Annotated in this window: 22 protein-coding genes; 12 read left to right on the plus strand and 10 right to left on the minus strand. The window is 66.6% G+C overall.

The features are described from left to right. Positions 1-32: 32 nt before the first annotated feature. Positions 33-488: an Lrp/AsnC family transcriptional regulator gene (locus tag Q0833_RS11010; protein WP_298434042.1), complete on the minus strand. Its 456-nt coding sequence runs from the start codon at positions 486-488 to the stop codon at positions 33-35. Positions 489-622: 134 nt separating this feature from the next. On the opposite strand from Q0833_RS11010, the gene ilvC reads away from it, so the two are divergent. Continuing rightward, entirely contained in the window at positions 623-1,645 is a 1,023-nt protein-coding gene (ilvC, locus tag Q0833_RS11015; protein ID WP_298434045.1) for a ketol-acid reductoisomerase, read from the plus strand. A gap of 59 nt (positions 1,646-1,704) precedes the next feature. On the opposite strand, the gene Q0833_RS11020 is transcribed toward ilvC, so the two are convergent. Beyond that, positions 1,705-1,872: a hypothetical protein gene (locus tag Q0833_RS11020; RefSeq protein ID WP_298434049.1), complete on the minus strand. Its 168-nt coding sequence runs from the start codon at positions 1,870-1,872 to the stop codon at positions 1,705-1,707. A 72-nt stretch (positions 1,873-1,944) separates the two neighbouring features. Beyond that, a complete protein-coding gene (locus Q0833_RS11025; RefSeq protein WP_298434052.1) occupies positions 1,945-2,613 on the minus strand; it encodes a helix-turn-helix transcriptional regulator in 669 nt (222 codons plus the stop codon). Between the two features lie 72 nt (positions 2,614-2,685). Here Q0833_RS11025 and Q0833_RS11030 point away from each other — a divergent pair, with 72 nt between their 5' ends. Genes Q0833_RS11030 through Q0833_RS11045 form a run of 4 tightly spaced genes read left to right on the plus strand, consistent with a single transcriptional unit; the run spans position 2,686 to position 5,755 of the window. Further along, complete coding sequence (locus Q0833_RS11030; RefSeq protein WP_298434055.1) at positions 2,686-2,991, plus strand: NIPSNAP family protein; 306 nt, start codon at positions 2,686-2,688, stop codon at positions 2,989-2,991. Further along, on the plus strand, positions 2,988-3,335 hold the full coding sequence (locus tag Q0833_RS11035) for an antibiotic biosynthesis monooxygenase (RefSeq protein WP_298435102.1): 348 nt from the start codon (positions 2,988-2,990) through the stop codon (positions 3,333-3,335). Before Q0833_RS11030 ends, Q0833_RS11035 begins: the two co-directional genes overlap by 4 nt. A gap of 10 nt (positions 3,336-3,345) precedes the next feature. Then, entirely contained in the window at positions 3,346-4,257 is a 912-nt protein-coding gene (locus Q0833_RS11040; RefSeq protein WP_298434058.1) for a DMT family transporter, read from the plus strand. A 49-nt stretch (positions 4,258-4,306) separates the two neighbouring features. Continuing rightward, on the plus strand, positions 4,307-5,755 hold the full coding sequence (locus tag Q0833_RS11045; RefSeq protein ID WP_298434061.1) for a TrkH family potassium uptake protein: 1,449 nt from the start codon (positions 4,307-4,309) through the stop codon (positions 5,753-5,755). Positions 5,756-5,915: 160 nt separating this feature from the next. On the opposite strand, the gene Q0833_RS11050 is transcribed toward Q0833_RS11045, so the two are convergent. Continuing rightward, positions 5,916-7,667 (minus strand): serine protease, encoded by a 1,752-nt coding sequence (locus tag Q0833_RS11050; protein WP_298434064.1) that lies wholly within the window; start codon positions 7,665-7,667, stop codon positions 5,916-5,918. Between the two features lie 157 nt (positions 7,668-7,824). On the opposite strand from Q0833_RS11050, the gene Q0833_RS11055 reads away from it, so the two are divergent. Then, positions 7,825-8,769 carry a glycine--tRNA ligase subunit alpha gene (locus tag Q0833_RS11055; protein WP_298434067.1) on the plus strand — a complete coding sequence of 315 codons (945 nt, stop codon included), beginning with the start codon at positions 7,825-7,827 and terminating at the stop codon, positions 8,767-8,769. 99 nt (positions 8,770-8,868) lie between these two features. On the opposite strand, the gene Q0833_RS11060 is transcribed toward Q0833_RS11055, so the two are convergent. Further along, positions 8,869-9,387, minus strand: coding sequence for a hypothetical protein (locus tag Q0833_RS11060; protein WP_298434069.1), 519 nt, complete (start codon positions 9,385-9,387; stop codon positions 8,869-8,871). 996 nt (positions 9,388-10,383) lie between these two features. On the opposite strand from Q0833_RS11060, the gene Q0833_RS11065 reads away from it, so the two are divergent. Next, entirely contained in the window at positions 10,384-10,965 is a 582-nt protein-coding gene (locus tag Q0833_RS11065) for an exopolysaccharide biosynthesis protein (RefSeq protein WP_298434072.1), read from the plus strand. A gap of 190 nt (positions 10,966-11,155) precedes the next feature. Here the strand turns inward: Q0833_RS11065 and Q0833_RS11070 are convergent, their stop codons facing one another. The 3 genes from Q0833_RS11070 to Q0833_RS11080 are packed head-to-tail and all read right to left on the minus strand — an operon-like array spanning position 11,156 to position 13,787. Continuing rightward, a complete protein-coding gene (locus Q0833_RS11070) occupies positions 11,156-12,103 on the minus strand; it encodes a TIM barrel protein (RefSeq protein WP_298434075.1) in 948 nt (315 codons plus the stop codon). Next, entirely contained in the window at positions 12,103-13,026 is a 924-nt protein-coding gene (locus tag Q0833_RS11075) for an alpha/beta hydrolase (protein WP_298434078.1), read from the minus strand. Before Q0833_RS11075 ends, Q0833_RS11070 begins: the two co-directional genes overlap by 1 nt. Further along, the gene (locus Q0833_RS11080) at positions 13,023-13,787 is read right to left on the minus strand and encodes an isochorismatase family protein (protein WP_298434081.1); all 765 of its coding nucleotides are present in this window, start codon (positions 13,785-13,787) and stop codon (positions 13,023-13,025) included. The genes Q0833_RS11075 and Q0833_RS11080 overlap by 4 nt, the downstream gene beginning before the upstream one ends. A 97-nt stretch (positions 13,788-13,884) precedes the next feature. Here Q0833_RS11080 and Q0833_RS11085 point away from each other — a divergent pair, with 97 nt between their 5' ends. Continuing rightward, complete coding sequence (locus tag Q0833_RS11085; RefSeq protein ID WP_298434084.1) at positions 13,885-14,796, plus strand: LysR family transcriptional regulator; 912 nt, start codon at positions 13,885-13,887, stop codon at positions 14,794-14,796. A gap of 386 nt (positions 14,797-15,182) precedes the next feature. Here the strand turns inward: Q0833_RS11085 and Q0833_RS11090 are convergent, their stop codons facing one another. After that, positions 15,183-16,028, minus strand: a complete 846-nt coding sequence (locus Q0833_RS11090; protein ID WP_298434087.1) for a DMT family transporter — start codon at positions 16,026-16,028, stop codon at positions 15,183-15,185. Between the two features lie 143 nt (positions 16,029-16,171). After that, on the minus strand, positions 16,172-16,858 hold the full coding sequence (locus Q0833_RS11095; RefSeq protein WP_298434090.1) for a nitroreductase family protein: 687 nt from the start codon (positions 16,856-16,858) through the stop codon (positions 16,172-16,174). A gap of 131 nt (positions 16,859-16,989) precedes the next feature. Here Q0833_RS11095 and Q0833_RS11100 point away from each other — a divergent pair, with 131 nt between their 5' ends. From Q0833_RS11100 to Q0833_RS11115, 4 genes are all read left to right on the plus strand, one after another. Continuing rightward, the gene (locus Q0833_RS11100) at positions 16,990-17,529 is read left to right on the plus strand and encodes a DUF6446 family protein (protein ID WP_298434093.1); all 540 of its coding nucleotides are present in this window, start codon (positions 16,990-16,992) and stop codon (positions 17,527-17,529) included. A gap of 1 nt (position 17,530) precedes the next feature. Beyond that, the gene (glyS, locus tag Q0833_RS11105) at positions 17,531-19,792 is read left to right on the plus strand and encodes a glycine--tRNA ligase subunit beta (RefSeq protein ID WP_298434096.1); all 2,262 of its coding nucleotides are present in this window, start codon (positions 17,531-17,533) and stop codon (positions 19,790-19,792) included. Between the two features lie 224 nt (positions 19,793-20,016). After that, the gene (locus Q0833_RS11110; protein WP_298434099.1) at positions 20,017-22,560 is read left to right on the plus strand and encodes a putative PEP-binding protein; all 2,544 of its coding nucleotides are present in this window, start codon (positions 20,017-20,019) and stop codon (positions 22,558-22,560) included. 273 nt (positions 22,561-22,833) lie between these two features. Next, complete coding sequence (locus Q0833_RS11115) at positions 22,834-23,427, plus strand: cell wall hydrolase (protein WP_298434102.1); 594 nt, start codon at positions 22,834-22,836, stop codon at positions 23,425-23,427. Positions 23,428-23,519: the final 92 nt, after the last annotated feature.

Genomic DNA, 23,519 nt, shown 5'->3' on the forward strand with positions numbered 1-23,519 from the left:
GGGGGCGGCGCCCCCCCGCCACGACATCCGCCTCACAGCGGCAGGCTCTGGTCGGTCTTGACCGTCGCCACATGCATCAGCGCCTCGATCTCGGCGATGTGCGGCAGGGTCAGGATACCGTCGCGATAGACCGACTGCCAGTGCCCCATGTCGCGGGCGATGGCGGTCAGGCGCGCGTCGACGCGGCCGAGAAAGGTCTGGACCTCCGTCACCTCGGGCACCTCGCGCGCGGCCTCGAGAAAGGCCTCGAAGGCGCGCGGGCGGGACTTTTCGAGCTGGATGCGCAGCGACACCTCGACCGTGTAGCCCAGCGCCGCCCAGTCGATGACCGCATGCACGCCACGCACGACCCCCGTCTCGCGCAACTTTTCGATCCGCCGCGCGGCCCGCGCGCCCGTGATCCCGAGCCGGGCGGACAGGTCCGCCGCGCTCATCTCCGGATCCGCGAGCCAGAGGCGCAGCAGACGACGGTCGATATCGTCGAGCATGAATTATCCGTTCAGCATCATTTCGGCGAATGGATAATGCAATCAGAGCGACAGTTCCACCTGTATCCCTTCTCGCATACGCCGATCCGACCGCATATCCACGGGCTCAGGATTTCAAACCGGAGGGATACCCCATGCGCGTTTACTATGACCGCGACTGCGACGTGAACCTGATCAAGGATATGAAGGTGGCCATTCTCGGCTACGGCAGCCAGGGCCATGCCCACGCGCTGAACCTGCGGGATTCGGGTGCGAAGAACCTCGTCGTGGCGCTCCGCGACGGCTCGCCGTCCAAGGCCAAGGCCGAGGGCGAGGGCCTGAAGGTCATGGAGATCGCCGAGGCCGCCGCCTGGGCCGATCTGATCATGTTCACCATGCCCGATGAGCTGCAGGCCGAGACCTACAAGCGCTACGTCCACGACAACATCCGCGAGGGCGCCGCGATCGCCTTCGCCCACGGTCTCAACGTTCATTTCGGCCTGATCGAGCCGAAGGCGGGCGTCGACGTCATCATGATGGCGCCCAAGGGCCCCGGCCACACGGTGCGCGGCGAATACGTCAAGGGCGGCGGCGTGCCCTGCCTCGTGGCGGTCGACAACGATGCTTCCGGCCGCGCCCTCGAGATCGGCCTCAGCTACTGCTCGGCCATTGGCGGCGGACGCTCGGGCATCATCGAGACCAACTTCCGCGAGGAATGCGAGACCGACCTCTTCGGCGAGCAGGCCGTCCTCTGCGGTGGCCTGGTCGAGCTGATCCGCATGGGCTTCGAGACGCTGGTCGAGGCGGGCTATGCCCCCGAGATGGCCTATTTCGAGTGCCTGCACGAGGTGAAGCTGATCGTGGACCTGATCTACGAAGGCGGCATCGCCAACATGAACTACTCGATCTCGAACACGGCCGAGTACGGCGAGTATGTCTCGGGTCCGCGCGTTCTGCCCTACGACGAGACGAAGGCGCGCATGAAGGCGATCCTGACGGACATCCAGACCGGCAAGTTCGTGCGCGACTTCATGGGTGAGAACCAGGTCGGCCAGCCCTTCTTCAAGGGCACGCGCCGGATGAACGATGCCCACCAGATCGAAGAGGTCGGCGCCAAGCTGCGCGAGATGATGCCGTGGATCTCGGACGGCAAGATGGTCGACAAGGCCCGCAACTGATCGGCCTCACGACGGAAACACGGCGGGCGCGGGGGACAACCTCCGCGCCCGTTTTGCATTCAGACGTCGGCGGGCTTGCCGTGGCTGTCCTTGTCGGCGGCCAGCGTGGACTTGCGCGCCTTGTCGTCATCCATGCGCTTGTGGATCTTCTCCTGGCTCATGAAGGCGAAGACGACGACGCCGAGCAGCGTCATGAAGGCGAGTGCGGGCAGCAGGAAATCGACCATGTTGGGACCTCTGGGTTCGGGTTGCAGGCGTATTCCGTCGAAACGCGCCGCCCGAAGCCGGGGTTCCGCCGGTCAGCCGGGCGGAAAGGTCGCATCGAAGGCGCGCGCGCCCGGTGGCGTGAAGCGGATGGCGCGACTGGCGGGATCGCGCCGCACCCAATGCCGCGCCTCCATCGCCGTAAGGATCGCACGCCCGAGCCGCCCCGAGAGATGCGAGCGACGCTCGGACCAGTCGAGGCAATCGCGGCAAAGCGGCGCACGCCCCGGAAGACCCGTCGGGTCCACCTCCAGCGGTGCGAGCGCGTGGGCCATCGCCGCCGTCGCGACGGGTCCCTCGGTCAGCGCACCTGACCGCATCAGCGCGTCATACATCTGCACGCCGCGCCGCCCCGCGAGGTGGTTGTAGCAGACCCGCGCCTCGCGCAGGTCGGCGTCGCGCGGGCCGGGCCGGACGCGCGAGGTCCGGGGTGCCGCGAAGGCCATCAGCCCCTCCAGCAGAGTCGCCACCTCGGGGCCGGCCAGCCGCAGATAGGCGTGGCGCCCCTGTCGCGCCCGCGCCAGAAGACCGCCCGCCTCGAGCTTGGCGAGGTGACTGCTCGCGGTCTGGGGCGTGATCCCCGCCGTCTCCGACAGCTCCCGCGCGGTCAGGGCGCGCCCATCCATCAGCGCGGCCAGCATCGCCGCGCGCGCGGGGTCGCCGATCAGCGCGGCGGTTCGGGCGATGTCAGGGCCGTTTCGCATGGTTCGATCATGACCGAACCATGCACCGCCGTCGAGCCGCTAGCCTCGTCATGGAACACACCCGGAGGCCCCATGCTCACCTGCATCATCCGCTACGAGATCGACCCCGCCAAGCGCGACCACTTCGCGCGCTACGCCCGCAACTGGGGCACCGCCATTCCCCGTTGCGGGGCCGATCTCACCGGCTATTTCGCCCCACATGAAGGCTCAAGTACGCTGGGCTACGGGATCTACGACATCGAAAGCCTCGCCGCCTACGAGGCCTATCGCGCCCGCCTTGCCGACGACCCGCTTGGGCGCGAGAACTACGATTTCGCGCGGGCCGAGGGATTCCTGCGCTCCGAAAGCCGGACATGGCTGAAGCGGGTGGACCGGTGATCGCGGTCATCTTCGAGGTCCGGCCCACGGATGCGGACGCCTATCTCGACCACGCCGCGCGGCTGCGCCCGCTCCTCGACGGCCATCCGGGATTCGTATCGGTGGAGCGGTTCCGCAGCCTCGCCGATCCCGGCCGCTACGTCTCGCTGTCGTTCTTCGAGGACGAGGCGAGTGTGCGCGCCTGGCGCACCCGCCCCGAGCATCGCGCGACGCAGGTGGCGGGCCGGGCGGGCCTTCTGTCGGACTACCGGCTCAGGATCGCGGAGGTCGCGCGGGATTACGGTCTGCATGATCGCGCGGCCTGTCCGCTGGATTCGCTGGCCGTCCACGCCGCGCCGCGCTAGCTCCCCGCGAATGTCCACGACCAACACCGCACCCGTCACCCGTCCGACGCTGGACAACTGGATCTCCATCGTCTCGCTCGGGGTGATCTGGGGCGGGACGTTCATGATCGTCGCGATCGCGCTGCGCTGCTACGGCCCGGTGACCGTGGCCGCGGCGCGTGTCGCGCTCGGCGGGCTCGCACTGGTCGGGCTGGCGCTGGCCTCTGGGCGACCGTTCCCGCGCCTCGACGGACTGCTCGTGGCGTTCCTCCTGGGGCTTGGCCTTCTCAACGCCGCCCTGCCGTTCCTCCTGCTGGCCTGGGGGCAACAGCACGTGCCCTCGGCCTTCGCGGGGCTCAGCATGGCGGTGCTGCCGCTGTTCCTCCTGCCGCTCGCGCATGTCTTCGTCCCCGGCGACCAGCTTACGCCCCGCCGGAGCGCGGGCTTCGGCATGGGATTGATCGGCGCGGTCGTCCTGCTCGGGCCGGGCGTGCTGGCCGCGGGCGAGGGCGATCTCGCGGCGCTCGGGCGGCTCGCCTGCATCGCGGCGACGCTCTGCTACGCGGTCTCGTCGATCATGACCCGGCGCTGCCCCCCGATGGACGCGACCTGGCTCTCGGCGGCGATCCTCGTGGTGGCGGCCCTCGGGCTGGTGCCCGCGATGCTCTGGTTCGAGGGCGTCCCCGGCCCCGCCACACCGGGCCAGATGGGCGCGATCGTGGCCCTCGGGCTGGTGCCGACGGCACTGGCGGGGCTCCTCCGGGTGCGGATCATCCGGACCGCCGGGCCGGGCTTCATGACGCTGGTGAACTACCAGGTGCCTGTCTGGTCGATCGTCTTCGGCGTCACGCTTCTGGGCGAGGACCTCCCTGGTCGCTTCTACGTGGCACTGGCGCTGATCGCGGGCGGCCTCTTCGTCAGCCAGTCCGGGCGCAAGACCTGACGCCGCGCGTGCCGTTGACAGGCGCGGCCGGGCGACGGACACCAAGGCAATGCTGGACATTCGCCCCGTCGGATATGTGATCGGACTGCTCTTGTTGATCCTCGGGGGTGCCATGGCGCTGCCGCTCGGGGTCGACCTGGCGGCGGGCAACGGCGAATGGGCGCCCTTCGCCGAGAGCATGATCCTGACGACGCTGGCAGGGATGTGCCTCGCGCTGGCCTGCTCGAACGCCGTCCGCGACCGGCTGAGCCTGCAGCAGACCTTCATGTTGACGACGGGCGTCTGGCTGGCGCTGCCGGTCTTCGCGGCCCTGCCCTTCATGCTGGGCGCCACGGAGAGCAGCTACACCGACGCCTTCTTCGAGGCGATGTCGGGCCTCACGACGACCGGTTCGACGGTGCTGAGCGGCCTCGACACGCTGCCCCCGGGCCTCCTGCTCTGGCGGGCGCTCCTGCAATGGTTCGGCGGGATCGGCGTGATCGTCATGGCGATGGTGTTCCTGCCGGAGCTGCGCGTCGGCGGAATGCAGATCTTCCGCACCGAGGCCTTCGACACGATGGGCAAGGTCCTGCCGCGCGCCGCCGAGATCAGCTCCAGCATCGGCGTGATCTATATCGGCATCACCCTCGCCTGCGCGATGTCCTACGGGGCGGCGGGCATGGACGCGTTCGACGCGGTGACCCATGCCATGACGACCGTCTCGACCGGCGGGTTCGCCAATTACGACGCGAGCTTCGGCGCCTTCAAGGGGCCGATCGAATACATCGCCGTCGCCTTCATGATCGTCGCCGCCCTGCCCTTCGTCCTCTACATCCAGGCGCTCGCGGGGAACGGCCTGGCGCTCTGGACCGATCCGCAGGTGCGCGGCTTCGTCGGCGCGCTCGCGGCGGCGGCCGCGATCGTGGTCACGGTCCTGACGCTGGGATCGTCCTACCCGCTGGAACGGGCCTTCCGCGAGGCGCTCTTCAACGTCACCTCGGTCATGACCGGCACGGGCTATGCCAGCACCGACTACATGCTCTGGGGCGGGTTCCTCATCACGGTCTTCTTCTTCATCGGCCTGATCGGCGGCTGCGCCGGCTCGACCTCCTGCTCGGTCAAGGTGTTCCGCTACCAGATCCTGTTCGCCGCGGTGAAATCCCAGATCCGCCGCATTCACTCGCCCCACGGGATCTTCCGGCCGCGCTATGACGGGCGCACCGTGACCGACGACGTACTGTCCTCAGTGATGTCGTTCTTCGTCCTCTTCGTGGTCACGTTGGGCGTGTTCGCCGTGGCCCTCGCGATGACGGGGCTCGATTTTGTCACCGCCGTCTCGGGCGCGGCGACGGCGGTCGCGAATGTCGGGCCGGGCCTCGGCGACACGATCGGGCCGTCGGGCAACTTCGCGCCGCTGAACGACACGGCGAAATGGCTTCTCTCGGCGGCGATGCTGATCGGTCGGCTGGAACTGATGGCCGTCTATGTCCTCTTCACCCGGCGGTTCTGGCTGGCCTGACGGCCGGCGCGGAGGGGCGCGTCGTCGTCGCGCGGGGATCGGAAAGACCAAGCGCCTCACCCCGGACCAGCTCGCAACGCGACAGGACCGGCTGGGCTCCGCCCGTTCGCGCCTCGGTGGCCCCACCGGGGCCCCCGCCGGGCTGCGCCCGGACAGGCGCTCACTCCCAGCAACTCACCAATACGGTCATGCCGGTGGCGCGGACGGTCAGGTCCTCGGGGGCGAGCGGGGTCGAGAGGTCCGAGGTCTCGGGCGCCACGCCAGCCGCCGCCAGCACATCCGCCAGCCGACGCGCCTTGACGGCGAAGGCCACGTCGCCCGGCAGCGCGCGGTCGCCGTCCCCGGTATCCGGCAGCAGCATACCCGCGACCCGACCCGCGCCATCGAGCACCGGGCCGCCCGCATCGCCGTCCCGCGCCACGAGCGACAGGCGCACCCGGTCTTCGGCCCCGTCGAGACCGCGCACATCCTCGAGCGTCCCGAAGCTCAGCGTCGCCGCACCCAGCACGCCGCCATAGGGGAACCCACCGACCGAAACCGCCGACCGAAGCCGTCCCTCCTCGGGGGCCAGTCGCGCGATCTCGACCGGCGCCAGCCGGGCCAGGGGGCGCAGGATCGCCACCGGCCCGTCCACCGCCGCGATCTCGACCTCGTGCATCCGGTCGAGCGTCACGCGCCCGCAGCCCGCGACCGTGTCGGCGGCGGTCACAACCGTCCCCTGCCCGTCCACGAAGAACCCCGAAGCCGAGCGCAGCGGACGCCGCACCTCGAGCCCGGAGACCATGTCGAAGCTCTGCTCGGACGCCTCGAACCCGGCATCGACCGCGAGCGGCGCACCGATCGAGGTCAGCGTGCGCTCCATCTCGGGCAGCGCGCGTGCGGCGAGATCGCCCTGCGCGGGCGGCCAGGACAGGATGTAGCCCATGATGTGCCCGTCCTCGAGCTTGGCGAAGACCTGCGTCGCGCGGTCGGCGGCCAGCCCCGAGATCCGGAAACTCTCGCGCGATTTCGACCGCTCGCCCTCGGGCGGGACGATGTCGAGCGTTTGAAGGATCTCGTAGAGCCCGGCCAGCGTCGCGCGGTCGCCGGGCTGCGAGATCAGCGACAGGCGCACGCCGCTGTCGCCGCGGGGGAGGTAATGCACGAAGGGCGCCTCGATCCGGTCGAAGGACACGAGCCCCATCGGCGCCGTGATCGACAGGCCCGCGGAGGCGAGCCGGACGGGCGCGAGCCCCAGCTCCGACTGCGCTTCGGCATATTGCTCCAGCAACGTCGCGCGCTGGCGGGTCGTCAGGACGCCGGTAACCTCGACGCCGTTCTCGGTCTGCCACGCGGCCATCGAGGTGCGGGTGCCGCGTCCGTAGCTGCCGTCGATGGCAGCGGTGTAGAAGCCGAACCACTGCAGCGCGCGCTGCAGGTCCATCTTCTCGTCCCGCGTCAGCAGGGCCTCCGAGCGCTGCGCCTCGCGCCGCGTCTCCTCGGGCTCGACCAGCGGTGTCGGCGCCACGATGGCATCGGCGTTGTCCGAGGCCGCCGTATCCTCTGCGTCTGGCGCCTCCGGGGCGGCCGGGGTGGTCCCCACGACCGCGCCCGCGCCGACCGGCCAATAGCGGTCGCGATAGGTCTCGCCCTCAACGATGTAGCTGTCGCGCGGGATCAGCCCGTCGCGCCGCAGCCGCGACAGCGTCGCGCGGGCCCCCTCCGCGTCATAGGGCCCCAGCGCGATGCCGTACCACCCGCCCCGCAGGCCGAAGCCGTTCACGTTGGGAAGGATTCCGCCATAGGCCCGCACCCGCTCCTGCGCGACGGTCAGCGACGGGTGCGCCTCGATCTGCACGTAGATGTCCTGCGCCCGCGCGCCGGTCGTCCAGAGGGCCATAACCATCAGTGCCGTCGCCAGAATCGCGCGCATCGCCAAACCTCACCAGAAGTGTCCGGGCATCTTCCTTCCCGATCGCGACGCGATTGCAAAGGGCACCGATGGTCACATTGCCCCGTCCAGCCCGCGTTGACCCACCGAGTGTTGCCCACTAGACGCGGTGCCGACCCCCGAGACAGGCCCCCGCCCCATGATCGACGCCCCCGAAACGGCCCCGCCCCGCTCCTTCCAGGAGATTATCCTGCGGCTCCAGAGCTACTGGGCGACGCAGGGCTGCGCGATCCTGCAGCCCTACGACATGGAGGTTGGCGCGGGCACGTTCCACCCGGCGACCACGCTGCGCGCGCTGGGCCCGAACCCCTGGACCGCGGCCTACGTCCAGCCCTCGCGGCGGCCGACCGACGGGCGCTACGGCGAGAACCCCAACCGGCTGCAGCACTATTACCAGTATCAGGTCCTCATCAAACCCAGCCCGCCCGACCTGCAGGAGCTCTATCTCGGGAGCTTGCGCGCCATCGGGATCGATTTCGAGCTCCACGACATCCGCTTCGTCGAGGACGACTGGGAGAGCCCGACGCTCGGCGCATGGGGCCTTGGGTGGGAGGTCTGGTGCGACGGCATGGAGGTCAGCCAGTTCACCTATTTCCAGCAGGTCGGTGGCCATGACTGCCACCCCGTGTCCGGCGAGCTGACCTACGGGCTCGAACGGCTTGCGATGTATGTTCTCGGCGTCGACCACGTCATGGACATGCCGTTTAACGACCCGGACGCGACGATCCCGATGACCTATGGCGACGTCTTCCGCCAGACCGAGGAGGAATACGCCCGCTGGAACTTCGATGTGGCCGACACCGCCGTCCTCCTCAAACAGTTCGAGGAAGCCGAGGCCCATTGTCACGAAATCCTGTCGCGAGACGCCGACGACCGAAAGACCGGCCGCCGCATCGTCATGGCCCACCCGGCCTACGACCAGTGCATCAAGGCCAGCCACATCTTCAACCTGTTGGACGCCCGAGGCGTGATCTCGGTCACCGAACGCCAGGCCTATATCGGCCGCGTACGGACGCTGGCGAAGGCCTGCGCGGACGCGTTCGTGCAGACGCGGGCTGGGGGTTGGAGAGAGGACTTGGCGTGAGCTGACTCTGCGCCATTCGGATCGCTCACGTGCGGACGGCCCAAAAGAGACATTGAACGCAGCGATCGACCCCGCGGTGCAGCTTCACCAAAGCAGACATCATAAAGGATGGCCGAGAAGTGGCTTTACCCGCTCAGTGCGGTATCTCTTCCTGAATTCGCGAAGCACCATTTCGAGCGTCGCCTCAAACGCGCTCTGGTCAAACATCATCGTTTTCTTTGCTTCGTGGAGATACCGCCAGTCGATAAATGCATCTTTGTGCTGTGAAAGAATGTCACGAATACCGTAGTCGATGAAAAAGACACTGGGATGACGAGGATTAACTGATCGCTTGAACTCATCGTCAAGCCTCTGCCGGCTCTCGAGCAGCAAGGCATCAAACAGCTTGGTCACGTCATGTGACTTGACTACATTTGGATCGTCGTAGTCAAAAACGAACCATGCCTTGAGCGCCAACTCCATCGAAAGCGCCAGCAGCATTGGCTCTACGCCGACATGTTCGCGATCGGCCCAGTCTTCAACCCCCTCAAAACGCTGGTCTGGAAAGCTCTTTGTCTTTCGCAAAATCGCCCAAGCGGCATCGCCAATCCTGATTGCTGTCGATAAACGGGCACTCATCGTTAGTCCTCTAGTTTGTCCGTACACAGATTGGAGACCAAGAAGCCGCTATGCAAGAAAACAATCGCACGGTGTCGACGGCCCGTTGCTGCCGTTTGCATGACAAGTCGATGGCGCAGTGCGGCTGCCCCGAAGCGGACCTTCCGCGCGGGATTGATACGACGTAGGTGCGATCGGCATCTCAGTGGGCAAAGCCGCCCTTCCTTTTGCAGTTTCAAAAATCCGGCTCGAGCGCGCGGTGCGTGATCAAATGCATACCTCGGAAGGCTCTTGAAGCTGACACTATTGTGCATGTCTTGCCGCACGTCGATTGCCATCCTGACCTGCGCGTTCGGAGGACTCCAACTTGAATGGAATAGCCTTTCGACGGCCTCTAAAGTGATCGCTACCGCTTCAAAGTTCCGAGAGAGATCTTCGCTCAGGGAGTTCCTACTTACTTCGGCGGTCCCGCAATCTGCCAAGGGCACCTGACCGACAACCCCGCAGGCAGTGTCGTGCAGATCAGGCACCTTCGAGAACAGCCGCAATCCGCAGTTTGATACACGCCGGTTGGTCCGTCCGGTTCAGAGAGAACATTTGGGCTTGTTTGTGATCGGAGAGTGCAATCCAAATACATTAAATGCGGGCGATATTTTTTCGGCGATGCTTGGCATCTCCGGTGCACAAGTGCCGACCTATAGATTGGCCATTCTCATTCTTGACGAATCGAGGGGTCGGTCTGCCGCACAATCTGGCAAATACGCTGGATCTGCGACGGAAAACCATCGATAGTCGTGCGCAACGAACTCTATCGTCGGAGTGGCCGTACTTGGGAGTTAGGGACCCGGTGGCCTCAAAATCGCTTCGGTACGTAGCGTGGACGCCTGAAAGGCCGTGGCAACCAAGATCTTGGATCAATGAGCAACGAATATCAGTCCATCTTTCAAGTCTGATTTGGGAAATCTAATGCCTGTCCGCTCTCATGAACAACGACGCGTTGCTCTGTCTTCCCAAGGCTTGGCAGGTTTGCTTCGGGACATCGCATCGTCCGGGTCCGGAGAACGCGTCAGTGTCGGCGATATCACGAGCGCGCTCGGGCAGGCTGGTCTGGGCGGTGCCATCCTCGTCCCGTCTCTGATCGCCCTGTCACCCGCGACGGCGATTTTCGGGGTGGCGACGGTCTGCGGGATCGCGATCGCAGTGATCGCGACGCAGATCATGCTGAACCGAAAGAAACTCTGGTTGCCGAGATGGATGTGCCGCCTGCGGGTCCGCAGGACGGCGCTCGTCTGGCTTCGCAACCGTCTCGAACGGCCGTTCGTCTGGCTGGAACGGCGATCCAGCCAAAGGCTGACGTGGCTGATGCGGACGCCGATGGGCTATGTGCCGGGAATCCTCAGCTTTCTGGTCGGCGCGTCGATGCCATTTCTCGAACTTGTCCCTCTGTCCGCCACGACGGGCGGGGGTGCCGTCACCCTGATGGTCCTCGGGCTGCTCTTGGATGACGGTCTGCTCGTTCTGGGCGGAATACTCGCAGCCGTTTGCGTGGCATTGCTGGTCATCGGAATTGGCAGCGGACTCTCGGGTTTGATTTTGTAACGGACGTAGTGGTTCTCGCGGCGCATGATCGTCCCGCGCGTCATCCGATTAAAATCGAATATGCCGACGGATCGGTTCCCGCTGCAATCTTCGGGCAACGGGATGCCACCTGTCCATCACCCTTTCAGGCAACGCAAATCACCTTTGAGAACCGTATGATACGCCGCGCGTCCCGTCCGCCGGCCCACGGCTACCCGAGTTTATCTGCGATCTCCGGCATCAGCCCTGCCAGCCCGGCGGCGTTCCGACCGACGGCCTCGTCAGCTGTCGCGGTCTCGTTCATCTCTTGGCTGAAAGTCTCGGGCCCGACGGACCGGATCGGCCCCATCCCGCGCAGGACGTCAAGCGTGCGGGTGAGGTCGAAGTCGCCCTCGCCGGGCACGCGGCGGTGATAGAGCAGGTCGGTCTGGAGGTCTTCGACGATCTCGGCCCCGCCATCGGCGACCTGCACTTCGAGGATGCGATCCATCGGTACGGTTGCCAGCAGATCGTGATCGGGGTCGGACCGCCAGAAGTGCCACGTGTCGAAGGTCAGCCCGACATCTGCACCCGATGCCTGGATCAGTGACCAGCCTTCGCGCAGGCCCGCGATCTTGGAGGTCGGCATGAACTCGAAGGTGGGGCGCAGGCCCCGAGCCTTGGCGCGTTCGGCAAAGGCGGCCATCGCGTCCGCGTAGGCCGTTTCCTCATAGGCGGCGCCAGCGGATTCGACCATGTTGATCTGCCCTGTCTCCAGCACATCGGCCATGCGGAACACCTCATCCTCGGAGTAGCCGATGAACCCGCGAGTGAACTCGTCGAGACCTTCCAGCGACCAGCCGGGGACCCAGCCCGTGTAGGGATCGATGGTCGCGATGCCGACGCCTGACGCCCGGATGGCACGCGTGATATCGGCATCCGTCAGGCCACCCTCCCGCCAGCGGGCGACATCGGCGGGGAAGACGGTCATGTGGGTGAAGCCGCTCTCGGCCACGGCGTCGAGCCGCGCCTGAAGCGGGTGCACCATGAGGGCAGCGCCCCACATGACAAGGCGGGGCTGGTCGGTCATCTCGGTGTCTCCGGTCGTTTGGGCGCGGGCGCCGGTGGCAGTGGCGGCAAGGGTCGCGGCGGTGCCCGCGAGCATGGTGCGACGGTCCATCATTGGTTCTCCTCCAGGAAGTCGAGGATGCGCGACGATAGGGCGTCCGGTGCCTCCTCGGTCAGCCAGTGACCCGCTCCGTCGACGGCGCCCCCGGTGACGTCCGAAGCGATCGCCTCCATCATTTGCAGGACGTAGGGCTCAGGCGACAACGCCCCGGCGTTGAGTGCTAGCACCGGCATCGGCAGGGGTGTGCGCATCTTCACCGCATTGTCTTCGGCGTCCTGCGGGAAGGCGCGATACCACTCGAAGCCCGTGCGCAGGGTTTCGGGGTCTTCGTAGGCCTCGACGGACGCCGCCACGACCTCGTCGGGCGGTCCTGCCGGGTCGGCCCAAAGCTCCGTCATGAAGTGATGGACATAGAAGTCGACCGAGTTGCCCACTACGGCCTCGGGCACCTCCTCGACCATGTGAAAGGCGAAGTGCCAGGCACGCGGGTCGGAGGCAATGAAATTGTAGACCTGTGTACCGGGCAGCGGGGCGTCCATCACCGTCAGGGTCGCGACGTCCTCCGGGAAAGCACTGGCGTAGGCGTAGGCGACCATGAGGCCGATATCGTGCCCGACCAGATGAACCGGCCCGATGCCCGCGCTCGCGATGGCGGCGTGGATGTCCTCGGCCATACCCGCCTTGGTGAAATCGTCGTCGGAGTTCGTGCTGTCGCGGATACCGGGCAGATCGCAGGCATGGACGGTGTATTGGCCCGAAAGAGCGGGCAGGACGGGCTTCCATTCCGCCGCTGTCTGAGGCCAGCCGTGCAGCAGGAGCATCGGTGGCCCCTCCCCGCCGACCATGCAGGTCAGCACCTCGTCATTGCCCGCCAGATCGACGCGCTCGAAGCCTTCGGGCGGCTCCATGACGGCCTGTGCGAGAACTGGTCCGGCCATGATCGTGCCGATGGCGAATACTGCGTAGCGGATCATTCTGTATCCTCCTCTTGGGATCTGCCCGTTCCGGCATCGTCCGTGGACGCACCGTTCACGCCGGCGTTCGGCCCGTTGATGTGGCGCCCGTAGATCTGCGTGACCGCCTCGCCTTCGGGGCTGTCCCAGACGTCGAGCAGTTCCGAGGTCATGGAGATCCAGTTCGTCGTGATGGCGCCGGCGTCGCGCAGCCGGAACAGCGCGGCCAGTTCGGCCTGCGCCGAGTCCGCGCCGGAGATGTCGGTGATGACGCGCACGTCGTAGCCGTCCCGCAACATGCCGAGCGACGTGTGCAGCGTGCAATTGTCGGTGCTGATGCCGCCGATCAGGACCGTGCCGCGTCCGGTCGCCTCGATTGCCGCGCGCAGGGGACCACTGTCCCATGCCGACGGCGTCTCGCGTCCGAACGGCTGGCCCTCGCCCGCATGGGCCGCGATGGCGGGATGCAGATCGCCGTAGTAGCCGCCCTCGCTGCCCACAACCATCACCGGAATGTCAAACGTCTCGGCCACCTTGGCCAGCGCGACCGCATTATTGAGCATTTCGTCCACTTCGATCGTGTCGACGATGGGAAACAGGCCGGACGTGTAGTCCACCAGAACCAAGACGGCATCGTCGGCTTCGAGCCGTTGCAAGGCTTCCGCGGCGTTTCGTTCGGCCGGCAACTGCGTGGCCTGCGCCTGCGCCGCGACGGCCTGCGGGAGAGAGATGCAGCACCCCAGGACAAGCGCGGCCCCGATAGCGTGTGAGTATAGTCTCATTGATCTGGGCCCTCTGATGATGTGATGCGTGAAAGGTGAGGCCTGTCCATCCAGACGACAACGTGGAACCCGTCTCACTGCTGGACGTTGTCGTTGCATGAATGGAACGCCACGGGATCTGAACGACATCGTCGCCTTCGTCGAAATCGTCCGTGCGGGCGGTATCTCCCCGGCTGCCTCCCGAACCGGCATGCCGCGGTCGACGTTGAGCCGCGGGCTGAAGCGGCTGGAAGGATCGCTCGGGGTGACGCTTGCCCGACGCAGCCCCAAGGCCTTCTCCCTCACCGATGACGGTCGGCGCTATTTCGAGGAAGTGCAGGGGGCCGTGGAGCAGTTGCGCGCATCGCACGACAAGGTGACGTCGGGCTCGCGGGACCGCACGATCCGGGTCTCCGTTCCAATCCTGATATCCCATTTTTTCTTGCCGCCCGCACTGGAGCTGTTCCGCCAATCCTTCCCGTCCACAGCCGTGCGCGTGCGGGTCGAGGAAGACCGCATCGACATGGAGGCGCAGGGCATCGATCTCGTGGTGCGCGCCGGCGACCCCCGCGGCGATGCCAAGGTCGGGCGGGAACTGTTTCAGTCCCGCCGCCGCATATACGCTGCGCCGGACTATCTGGAGCGTCGCGGAACGCCGGTGGCGATAAACGACATCTCAGGACACGACACCATCAGTTGCGTGCCGCTGCTACGGATCGACGAAGCGATCACCTGGACGTTGGACGGGCCGTCAGGGCCAGTCTCGTCGACGATACGGCCCGTCCTCGCCATCAACGATCCTGAGGCCGGCTGCGACCTCACCTGCCGGGGTGCCGGTCTTTGCCTTCTGCCGGAGTTCGTCGCCTGGCCCGCCGTGCGGTCGGGCCGGCTGACGCGCGTTCTGACCGACTGGCAAGAGTCCGCCATACCCGTCCGCGCCCTTCTTGCCGACGGTCGGAACGCGACCGAGCCCGTCCGCGGCCTCATGACCGCACTCGCGGAGCGCGCCCCAGCCATACTTGGCAACTGACGAAAGGCACGGACAAAAAATGGCTAAGCATTGTTAGAACGCCGAATGTTCATTGCGAAGGGTCCCGAACAAGAGTGCCCCACAGGACGAGCAAGCCGTTTCCGGCGTTAACGCTCAGTAGATCCGCGAGGGATCTTGTCAGGTTTCTGAGATCGGGCTGAACGGGAATTGCCGCGTTCCTATCTGCAAAACAGTTCTTCGTCCCTAGTTCAGCATGGGTCGGAACGGTCTCGAAGCGGACTGGCGGCACTGCGGCAGGACCTGGCTCACCGGACTACAGGAGTAGTACCTCCCCGGCCCAAACCGGCCGTTCATGGTGTGTGCAGCGGCTGGCGGGCTCGAGCCCAAGAGTACAGTCTTTACACACGCAGCAATAACAAGATTTCCTAGCTCCGACTTCTGCTCAAAACCAGTCCGAAGGTAACAAGACAGGCAGAAACGAAACGCCAAACGCCAAAGCGTTCTTTTAACAGGAAAGTTGAAATCAGGGCGGCAAATAGAACACTGGTTTCACGCAGGCCGGACACCATTCCCATCGGTGCGACAGCTAATGCGTACACGATTATCCAGTACGCACCGACTTGCATCGCACCCCCAGCTATACCGGTAACGACATTATTCTTCGCAACCTCAATGACCTCTTTTCGCTTACACATGAATGCGATCAGAAATGTCAGTAATCCATTACCTATCGTCAGCCAGACGGCAAATCCCAGAACTGAACCGGCCTGACGTGCGCCCAATCCATCAGCAACCGTATAGGACGCGATACAAACGCCGGTCATTAAAGCAAATACTAGCGCTTTGGAGTTGATGTTGCTTGCTTTTCCGCCGTCGAAGGTCAGTGCCATCACGCCGATGGAAAGGCACAGAATGCCCAATAGTGCTACTTGGCTGATATGCTCTCCAGCAAAGACATACGCTCCCAAAGAAACAAGGATAGGCGCCGAGCCTCGGGCAATCGGATAGACTTGCCCGAGATCACCGTGGTCATAGGCTATAGGCAGAAAGAAGTGATACCCAGTGTGGATCAAGATCGACAGCGCAAGAATCGCCCAACTGGCAGGATCAGGGCTGTCCACGAACGGCAGGGCAAAAAGTGAGAGAACACTTCCAGCCAAAGTGACGACTGCCATCACCGCTACACGGTCGCCACTTACCTTTATCATCGCATTCCAGGCAGCATGCAGAGCAGCGGCCAGCAAAATCAAAAGTGCCAAATCATAGGTCATGTTTGCGGAGGCTACTCATTGGCCGGAGAAAAGCTAGAAGCGACTTCTGACCAATGACCGCTTCGTCCGCCGGGCAGGCCTTGGTGCCGTTGGCCGCAAATGTCCGCTCTCCGCCCTCAGCGCCCGGCACACCAAGCCCACCCTCACTCCCGAAACACCGCAATCTCCCCCAGCCCCTTCTTCACCTTCGCCGCCGCCGGCACCGCAGCCCCTTCGGCGGGATGCCCGGCCACGAGGATCATCACGGCCTTCTCGTTGTCCGGGCGTCCCAGCAATTCGCGCAGGAAGCCCATCGGGTTGGGCGTGTGGGTCAGCGTCGCCAGCCCCGCGGTGTGGAGCGCGGCGATGAGGAACCCGCTGGCGATGCCGACGCTTTCGGGGACGTAGTAGTGCTTGACGCGGGTGCCGTCGGCCCGCGTCCCCCAGCGCTGGGCGAAGATCACGATCAGCCAGGCCGCGTCCGTCAGATGCGCCTTCTCGGCATCAGTCCCCAGCGGCCCCAGCGCGTCGAGCCATTCCTGCGACGCGCCGCCTTCGTAGAACTTGCGCTCCTCGGCCTCGGCGGCCTCGCGGATGCGGGCCTTGAGGTCGCCGGCCGCAATCGCCTCGAAATGCCACGGCTGCTGGTTGGCGCCTGAGGGGGCGGTGCCCGCGGCGGCGATGCAGGCCTCGATCACCGCGCGGGGTACGGGCCGGGGGTCGAAGTCGCGCACCGTCCGGCGCGTCGCCAGCCCGTCGCGGAACGCTTCTGCCGCCGCCAGCATCTCGGCCTCGTCGCGCGCGCCCGGCCCCTCCAGCGGCGTCGCCTCGTAAGTCGTCCCGGCCGTCATCGCATCACCTCCGTCATCGCACCCGATCCATGCACCGATCCGCCCCGCGGGGCCAGACCGCGCCGCCCCAGTCTTGTCCCCGCCCGGCGTGCGCGCTACCCCCGCGCCGACCCCATCCTTCGGAGACCGTCTTGGGCAAGTTCGCCGTCATCGCCATCCTTCTGGCCGCTTTGGGTGCCGGCGCGGGACTCTGGTTCGCCCAGACCCGCGGCTATTACGCGCCGGTCGAGGGGCCGGTGACGCTGACGCTACTCGCCGAAGACGGGCTGACGACCCTCCCCGCAAGCGGGGTCGCAGCCATCGCCTCGGGCTCGTCGCCGCTGGGCTTCCGCGCCTGTTTCACGACCGATCTGGACCTCGCCGCGCTGGAGGGCGAGATCGCCGCGACCCCGCATCCCGACGCCGCCCCGACCATCGCGCCGCCCTGGTTCGACTGCTTCGAGGCGGAGACGATCGGCGCCCTCCTGACCTCGGGCGAGGCCCGCGCCTTCATCGCATATCAGGACGTCGCCTTCGGCGTGGACCGGATCGTGGCGCTCGCCGATGACGGGCGTGGCTGGGCCTGGCACGAACTCAACGATTGCGGGCGGAAGGCCTATGACGGCACCGCCGTCGGCCGCGCCTGCCCCGCGCGCGAGACCTTCGTGCCGCTCACCGAAGGAAGTCTCTGACATGTCCGACCTGCTGATCGAGCTCTTCTCGGAAGAGATCCCCGCCCGCATGCAGCGCCGCGCCGCCGCCGACCTGCAACGGCTGGTGACCGACGGTCTGGTCGAGGCCGGGCTGACCTATGCGGGCGCGGTGGCGCATACGACGCCCCGGCGCCTCGCCCTGTCCGTGCACGGCCTCACTGACGAAAGCCCGACCACCACCGAGGAGCGGCGCGGCCCCAAGGTCGGCGCCCCCGACAAGGCGATCGAGGGATTCCTGCGCGGCGCGGGCGTGGCGCGCAAGGATCTCGAGGTCCGCGCCGACAAGAAGGGCGAGGTCTACATCGCCCGGATCACGACCCCCAGCCGCCCCGCCGCCGCCATCGTGGCCGAGGTGCTGGAGCGCACGATCCCCGACTTCCCCTGGCCCAAGTCGATGCGCTGGGGCGACGGCACGCTCCGCTGGGTCCGCCCGCTGCGGCGCATCCTCTGCATCCTGACACGCGAGGACGGCGCGGAGGTGGTGCCGCTCGAGGTGGACGGCATCGCTTCGGGCAACGTCACCGAGGGCCACCGCTTCATGGCCCCCGCCCCGATCACCGTCACCTCCTTTGACGATTACGAGGCGAAGCTCGCGCGTGCGTATGTCGTCCTCTCCTCCGAAACCCGCGCCGACACGATCTGGCAGGACGCGACCAACCAGGCATTCGCCGCCGGGCTGGAGGTGGTCGAGGATGCGGGCCTTCTGGCCGAGGTCGCAGGCCTCGTCGAATGGCCCGTGGTCCTGATGGGCCGGATCGGGGATGCCTTTCTCGATCTGCCGCCCGAGGTCCTCCAGACGTCCATGCGTGAGCACCAGAAGTTCTTCTCGGTCCGCGACAAGACCGGCCGGATCACCCATTTCATCACCGTCGCCAACCGCCAGACCGCCGATGATGGCGCGACGATCCTCGCGGGCAACGACCGCGTGCTGTCGGCGCGCCTCTCGGACGCGGTGTTCTTCTGGGAGAACGACCTGCGCGTGGCGAAGGCGGGGGGCGAGGACTGGGCCGCGCCGTGGCTCGCGAAGCTGGCCGACGTCACCTTCCACGCAAAGCTCGGATCGCAGGCCGAACGCATCGACCGCATCGCGGCGCTGGCCCGCGAGATCGCGCCCTCCATGGGGGCCGACCCCAAGCTTGCCGAACGCGCGGCGCGGCTGGCCAAGGCCGACCTGTCGTCCGAGATGGTCTACGAGTTCCCGGAGCTCCAGGGCTTCATGGGCCGCACCTATGCCGCCGCTGCGGGCGAACCCGCCGAAGTGGCCGCGGCCGCCGAAGAGCATTACTCGCCGCTGGGTCCCTCCGATGACGTCCCCACCGCGCCGGTCTCGGTCGCCGTGGCGCTGGCGGACAAGCTCGACACGCTGGCGGGATTCTGGGCCATCGACGAGAAGCCGACCGGGTCGAAGGATCCGTATGCGCTGCGGCGGGCGGCGTTGGGGTTTATTCGGTTGGTGCTAAACAACGGGATAAGCCTGTCATTGAGCGGAATCATCGCGACATGGATTGGATCTGCTATCAAATCTTTCCGGTTGAGGGGATACCACACGGTTCTTCCGCCAGAAGAAGGAACGAAGTTCAGTTTTGGCCCGGATTTCGACGAACCGGTAAATTTCGAAGACTTTGGCGATCAAATCGGTTTCGTGAGATCGGATCGGCTGGATGAAAATTTGATGCAGTTCGCGGACATAGTTTTCAGTTTGCCAAGTGTTTGGTCCCCGGACCTCCTCGCCTTCTTCCACGACCGCCTCAAGCAACACCTCAAGTCCGAGGGCATCCGCCACGACGTGATCGACGCCTGCCTGACGGGCGAGCGAACCGATGATCTGACCGATCTCGTGGCCCGAGCCCGTGCGCTCAACGCCATGATCGCCACCGAGGACGGGGCGAACCTGTTGCAGGGCTACAAGCGGGCCAAGAACATCCTCGATCAGGCGCAGGCGCAGGACGGGGTGGAATACAGCTATGGCGGTGATGCCAAGTTGGCTGAGACCGAGGAAGAGCGCGCGCTCTTCGCTGCCCTGGCGGATGCGCGCCCGAGGATCGACGCGGCCATGGCGTCCGAGGACTACACTGCCGCGATGTCCGCGCTGGCGAGCCTCCGCGCGCCCATCGACGCTTTCTTCCAGGCGGTGCAGGTCAATGCAGAGAACCAGATCACGCGGCGCAACCGCCTGAACCTGCTGTCGGAGATCGTAACCATGGGGACCAAGATCGCCGACCTGTCGCGCATCGAGGGCTGAGACCCACCACGCTCGACCACCACGACCCTGCGGGGCCCGCCTGCGACCGGGCGAACCCCGCCCCGACCCTGCTATGCAGCAACGCAACACCAGGCGCATTGGCCGCATCCGGGATGCGGGAAATCGTTCGGAAACGGCGGCGCGACCTGTAACGTCACGTTTACACGAACGACCTTGCCGCATTGCAGCATTACGCTATGCTGCAAGTGCAAAGGAAACCGGCCATGCTTGATACGCCACGCTTCACCGAAATCACGCCGACCGCCGATATCAAGGGCGAGCGGCATGGCAAGCGTGCCAAGTGCCTGCAGCGGCTGATCCGCATGGAGCTGCCGGTTCCGCATACCGTCGCCATCCCGTTCGACGCCGTGCGCGACATCGCGGGGGGCAAGATGATCGACCTCTCGACGCTGATCTCGCTCTTCGACGGCGAGCCGCGCCTGCTGTCCGTGCGGTCCTCCTCCGAGACGCCCGATTGGGGCGGCCCCGGCGCCGTCCTCAATATCGGCATGAACGATCACGCCCATGCCTGGCTGTCGAACACGCTGGGCGACGCGGTGGCCGACAAGCTCTACCTGCGCTTCATCCGCTCCTTCGCGATCGAGGTGATGCGACTGGACGAGGCCCCGTTCGAGGCGGCCACCACCCCCGCCGCCGCCCGCGCCGTCTTCGAGGAGGAGATGGAAGAGCCGTTCCCGCAGGATATCCGCGACCAGCTCGCCGCCGTGCTCCGCGCGATGGCCCGCGCGTGGGAGGGCACCTCCGCGCGCCTTCTCCGTCAGGCCCAGGGCGCGCCCGCCGATGCGGGGCTCGGGCTCGTGGTACAGCGCATGGCGCAGGGCATGGGGCCGGGCCAATCCGGCTCGGGCGTGGTGCAATTCGTCGATCCGGCGACCGGCGTGCCGCAGGTCACGGGCCGCTACATGGGGCAGGCCATGGGCCGCGAAGCGCTCCGCGCGCCCGACCGCGCGCTGTATCTCACGCGCGACGCGCGCGGCCCCTCGCTCGAGGAATTGCTGCCCGAGGTCTATGCCGAGCTTCTGGACGTCGGCGCCCGCTGCCGCGCCCGCCTGCGCGAGGAGATGCAGGTCGAATTCACCATCGACCAGGGCCGCCTCGCCGTGCTCGACGCCGTCCGCTGCCCGCGCGAGGCGCGCGCCGGGGTCGCCATCGTCACGGCGCTGGCCCGCGACGGCATCATTCCGCGCTCCGAGGCGCTGCTCCGGATTGCGCCTGCCACGCTCAGCCGCCTGCTTCACCGCCAGATCGACATCGACGCGCCCCGCACGGTGCTTGCGCGCGGCGTCGCCGCATCGCCGGGGGCCGCGTCCGGTCGCCTCGTCTTCGATCCGGCCGAAGCGCAGGCGGCGCTCTCGCGCGACGAGGCCTGCATCCTCGTCCGCCGCGAAACCTCGCCCGACGACGTGCGCGGCATGCATGCGGCCGACGGCGTGCTGACCGAGCGCGGCGGCACCACCAGCCACGCCGCCGTGATCGCGCGCGGCCTCGGCTTGCCCTGCGTCACAGGCGCCACGGGCCTGCGCGTGTCGGGCAAGGACAGGACCGTCACGCTGGCCGACGGGCGCGTGCTGGGCGAAGGCGACAACATCACGATAGACGGCTCCTCGGGCGAGGTGCTCGACGGGCTCGTCCCGACGCAGGAGCCGATGCTCGACGACGCCTTCCGCGACATCATGGCATGGTCGGACCAGGCACGGGATATCGGCGTGCGCGCAAATGCGGACACCGTGGCCGACGCGACGCTGGCGCGCGGCTTCGGCGTCGACGGGATCGGACTTTGCCGGACCGAGCACATGTTCTTCGACCCCGCCCGCCTGACCGTGATGCGCGAGATGATCTTCGCCGAAGGCCCATCGGACCGGGCCGCGGCGCTCGAACGCCTGCTCCCGATGCAGCGGGACGATTTCACCGAGCTTTTCACGCTGATGTCGGGCCTGCCGGTCTGCATCCGCCTGCTCGATCCGCCGCTGCACGAATTCCTGCCCTCCGAGGGGCAGGGCATCAGCGATCTGGCCGCCGCGCTCGACCGGCCGCTGTCCGAGGTGAAGACCCGGATCGCGGCGATGCAGGAATACAATCCCATGCTGGGGATGCGGGGCGTCCGCCTCGGGATCGCCATGCCCGAGATCTACGAGATGCAGGCCCGCGCCATCTTCGAGGCGACCGTCGCGGCCCTTGGCGAGGGCTCCGTCGTCACCCCGGAGATCATGATCCCGCTGGTCACCGCCCGGCGCGAGGTCGAGCTGGTCAAGCGCCGCATCGACGCCATCGCCGCCGCCGTCCGCGAGGAATCGGGCACCGAATTCGACTACCGCCTTGGCGTGATGGTCGAGACGCCGCGCGCCGCTCTGCGCGCCGGCGAAATCGCCGAGATGGCCCATTTCCTCAGCTTTGGGACCAACGACCTGACGCAGATGACCTATGGCCTGTCTCGCGACGACGCGGGGCGGTTCATGTCGGCCTATGTCAATGAGGGCGTCTATCCCGAGGACCCGTTCGGCACGCTCGACGTGGACGGGGTGGGCGAACTTCTTCTGCTGGGGGCTGCGCGCGGGCGGGCGGTTCGGCCCGACATCACGGTGGCGCTCTGCGGCGAACATGGGGGCAGTCCCGAATCGATCGCCTTTTGTCGTTTGGCCGGATTCGACTACGTGTCCTGCTCGCCCTTCCGGGTGCCCGTGGCCAAGCTCGCGGCGGCCCATGCGACAATTCTCGGCAGCGATGCGGCAGATTCGCGCCGATCCTGACTAAAATCGGCAGGAATTCGCGAATCCGGTCCCGTTAGCGCCGCCGAACGCAACCTTTCGCCCAATGCTGCGGTTGCAAACATCGCTTCGAGACCGCACCTGTCCCGCTCAGACAAAAGGGTGGACGTTGACGGAACGATAACCCGCAAAGGGTACAGCCGTCACAGCGTCCGAACGGATAGGACAGACTTGAATATGCTTAAGGTTTTCGGCGTGGTCCGCGTGGTTGCGGTCTCTCTTTTCGTGTGCGTTGCGACCCAGGGTGCGGCACAGGTGGTACAACCCCAGCTCGGCGGTGTCGGGCTCTCCGGCTGGACGAAACTGGCCAGCCTCAACTCCGGCCCCGAAGCGGGCGGCTCGGTCCTCGACCGCCGCGCGCGGCCCCTCTCGGACGCGCGGGCCGACGACGCCGCCCGGATCGAGCAGATCGATCGCGATCTTCTCAGCGACATGGACCGCGCCACCGGCAACGCGCAGTGGCGCTGCCTGACCGAGGCGATCTATTTCGAGGCGCGGGGCGAGCCTGTCGCGGGCCAGGTCGCCGTCGCCGAAGTCATCCTCAACCGCGTCGACAGCCCCCGGTATCCCCGCTCGATCTGCAAGGTCGTGAACCAGGGCACCGGCCGGCTGCACGCCTGCCAGTTCAGCTATACCTGCGACGGCATCCCCGAGCGCGTGACCGAGCCGGCCGCCTGGGACAAGGCCGGCAAGATCGCCCGCCTCCTGATCGACGGCGCCCCGCGCGCGCTGACCGCCGACGCGACGCATTACCATGCCGATTACGTGAACCCGCACTGGGCCAAGGTCTATCCGCGCACGGCCAAGGTCGGGCAGCACATCTTCTACAAGCAGATCCCCGGCGCCTGATCGGCCGCCGCATGACGCAAACGACCCCCGGGCCGACGGTCCGGGGGTTTTTTTCCGTCCCGACCCGTGGTCTGAGATGGAGGCCCTTCGCG

The sequence above is a fragment of the uncultured Jannaschia sp. genome (genome assembly GCF_947503795.1).
In the GTDB taxonomy this organism is placed as follows: domain Bacteria; phylum Pseudomonadota; class Alphaproteobacteria; order Rhodobacterales; family Rhodobacteraceae; genus Jannaschia.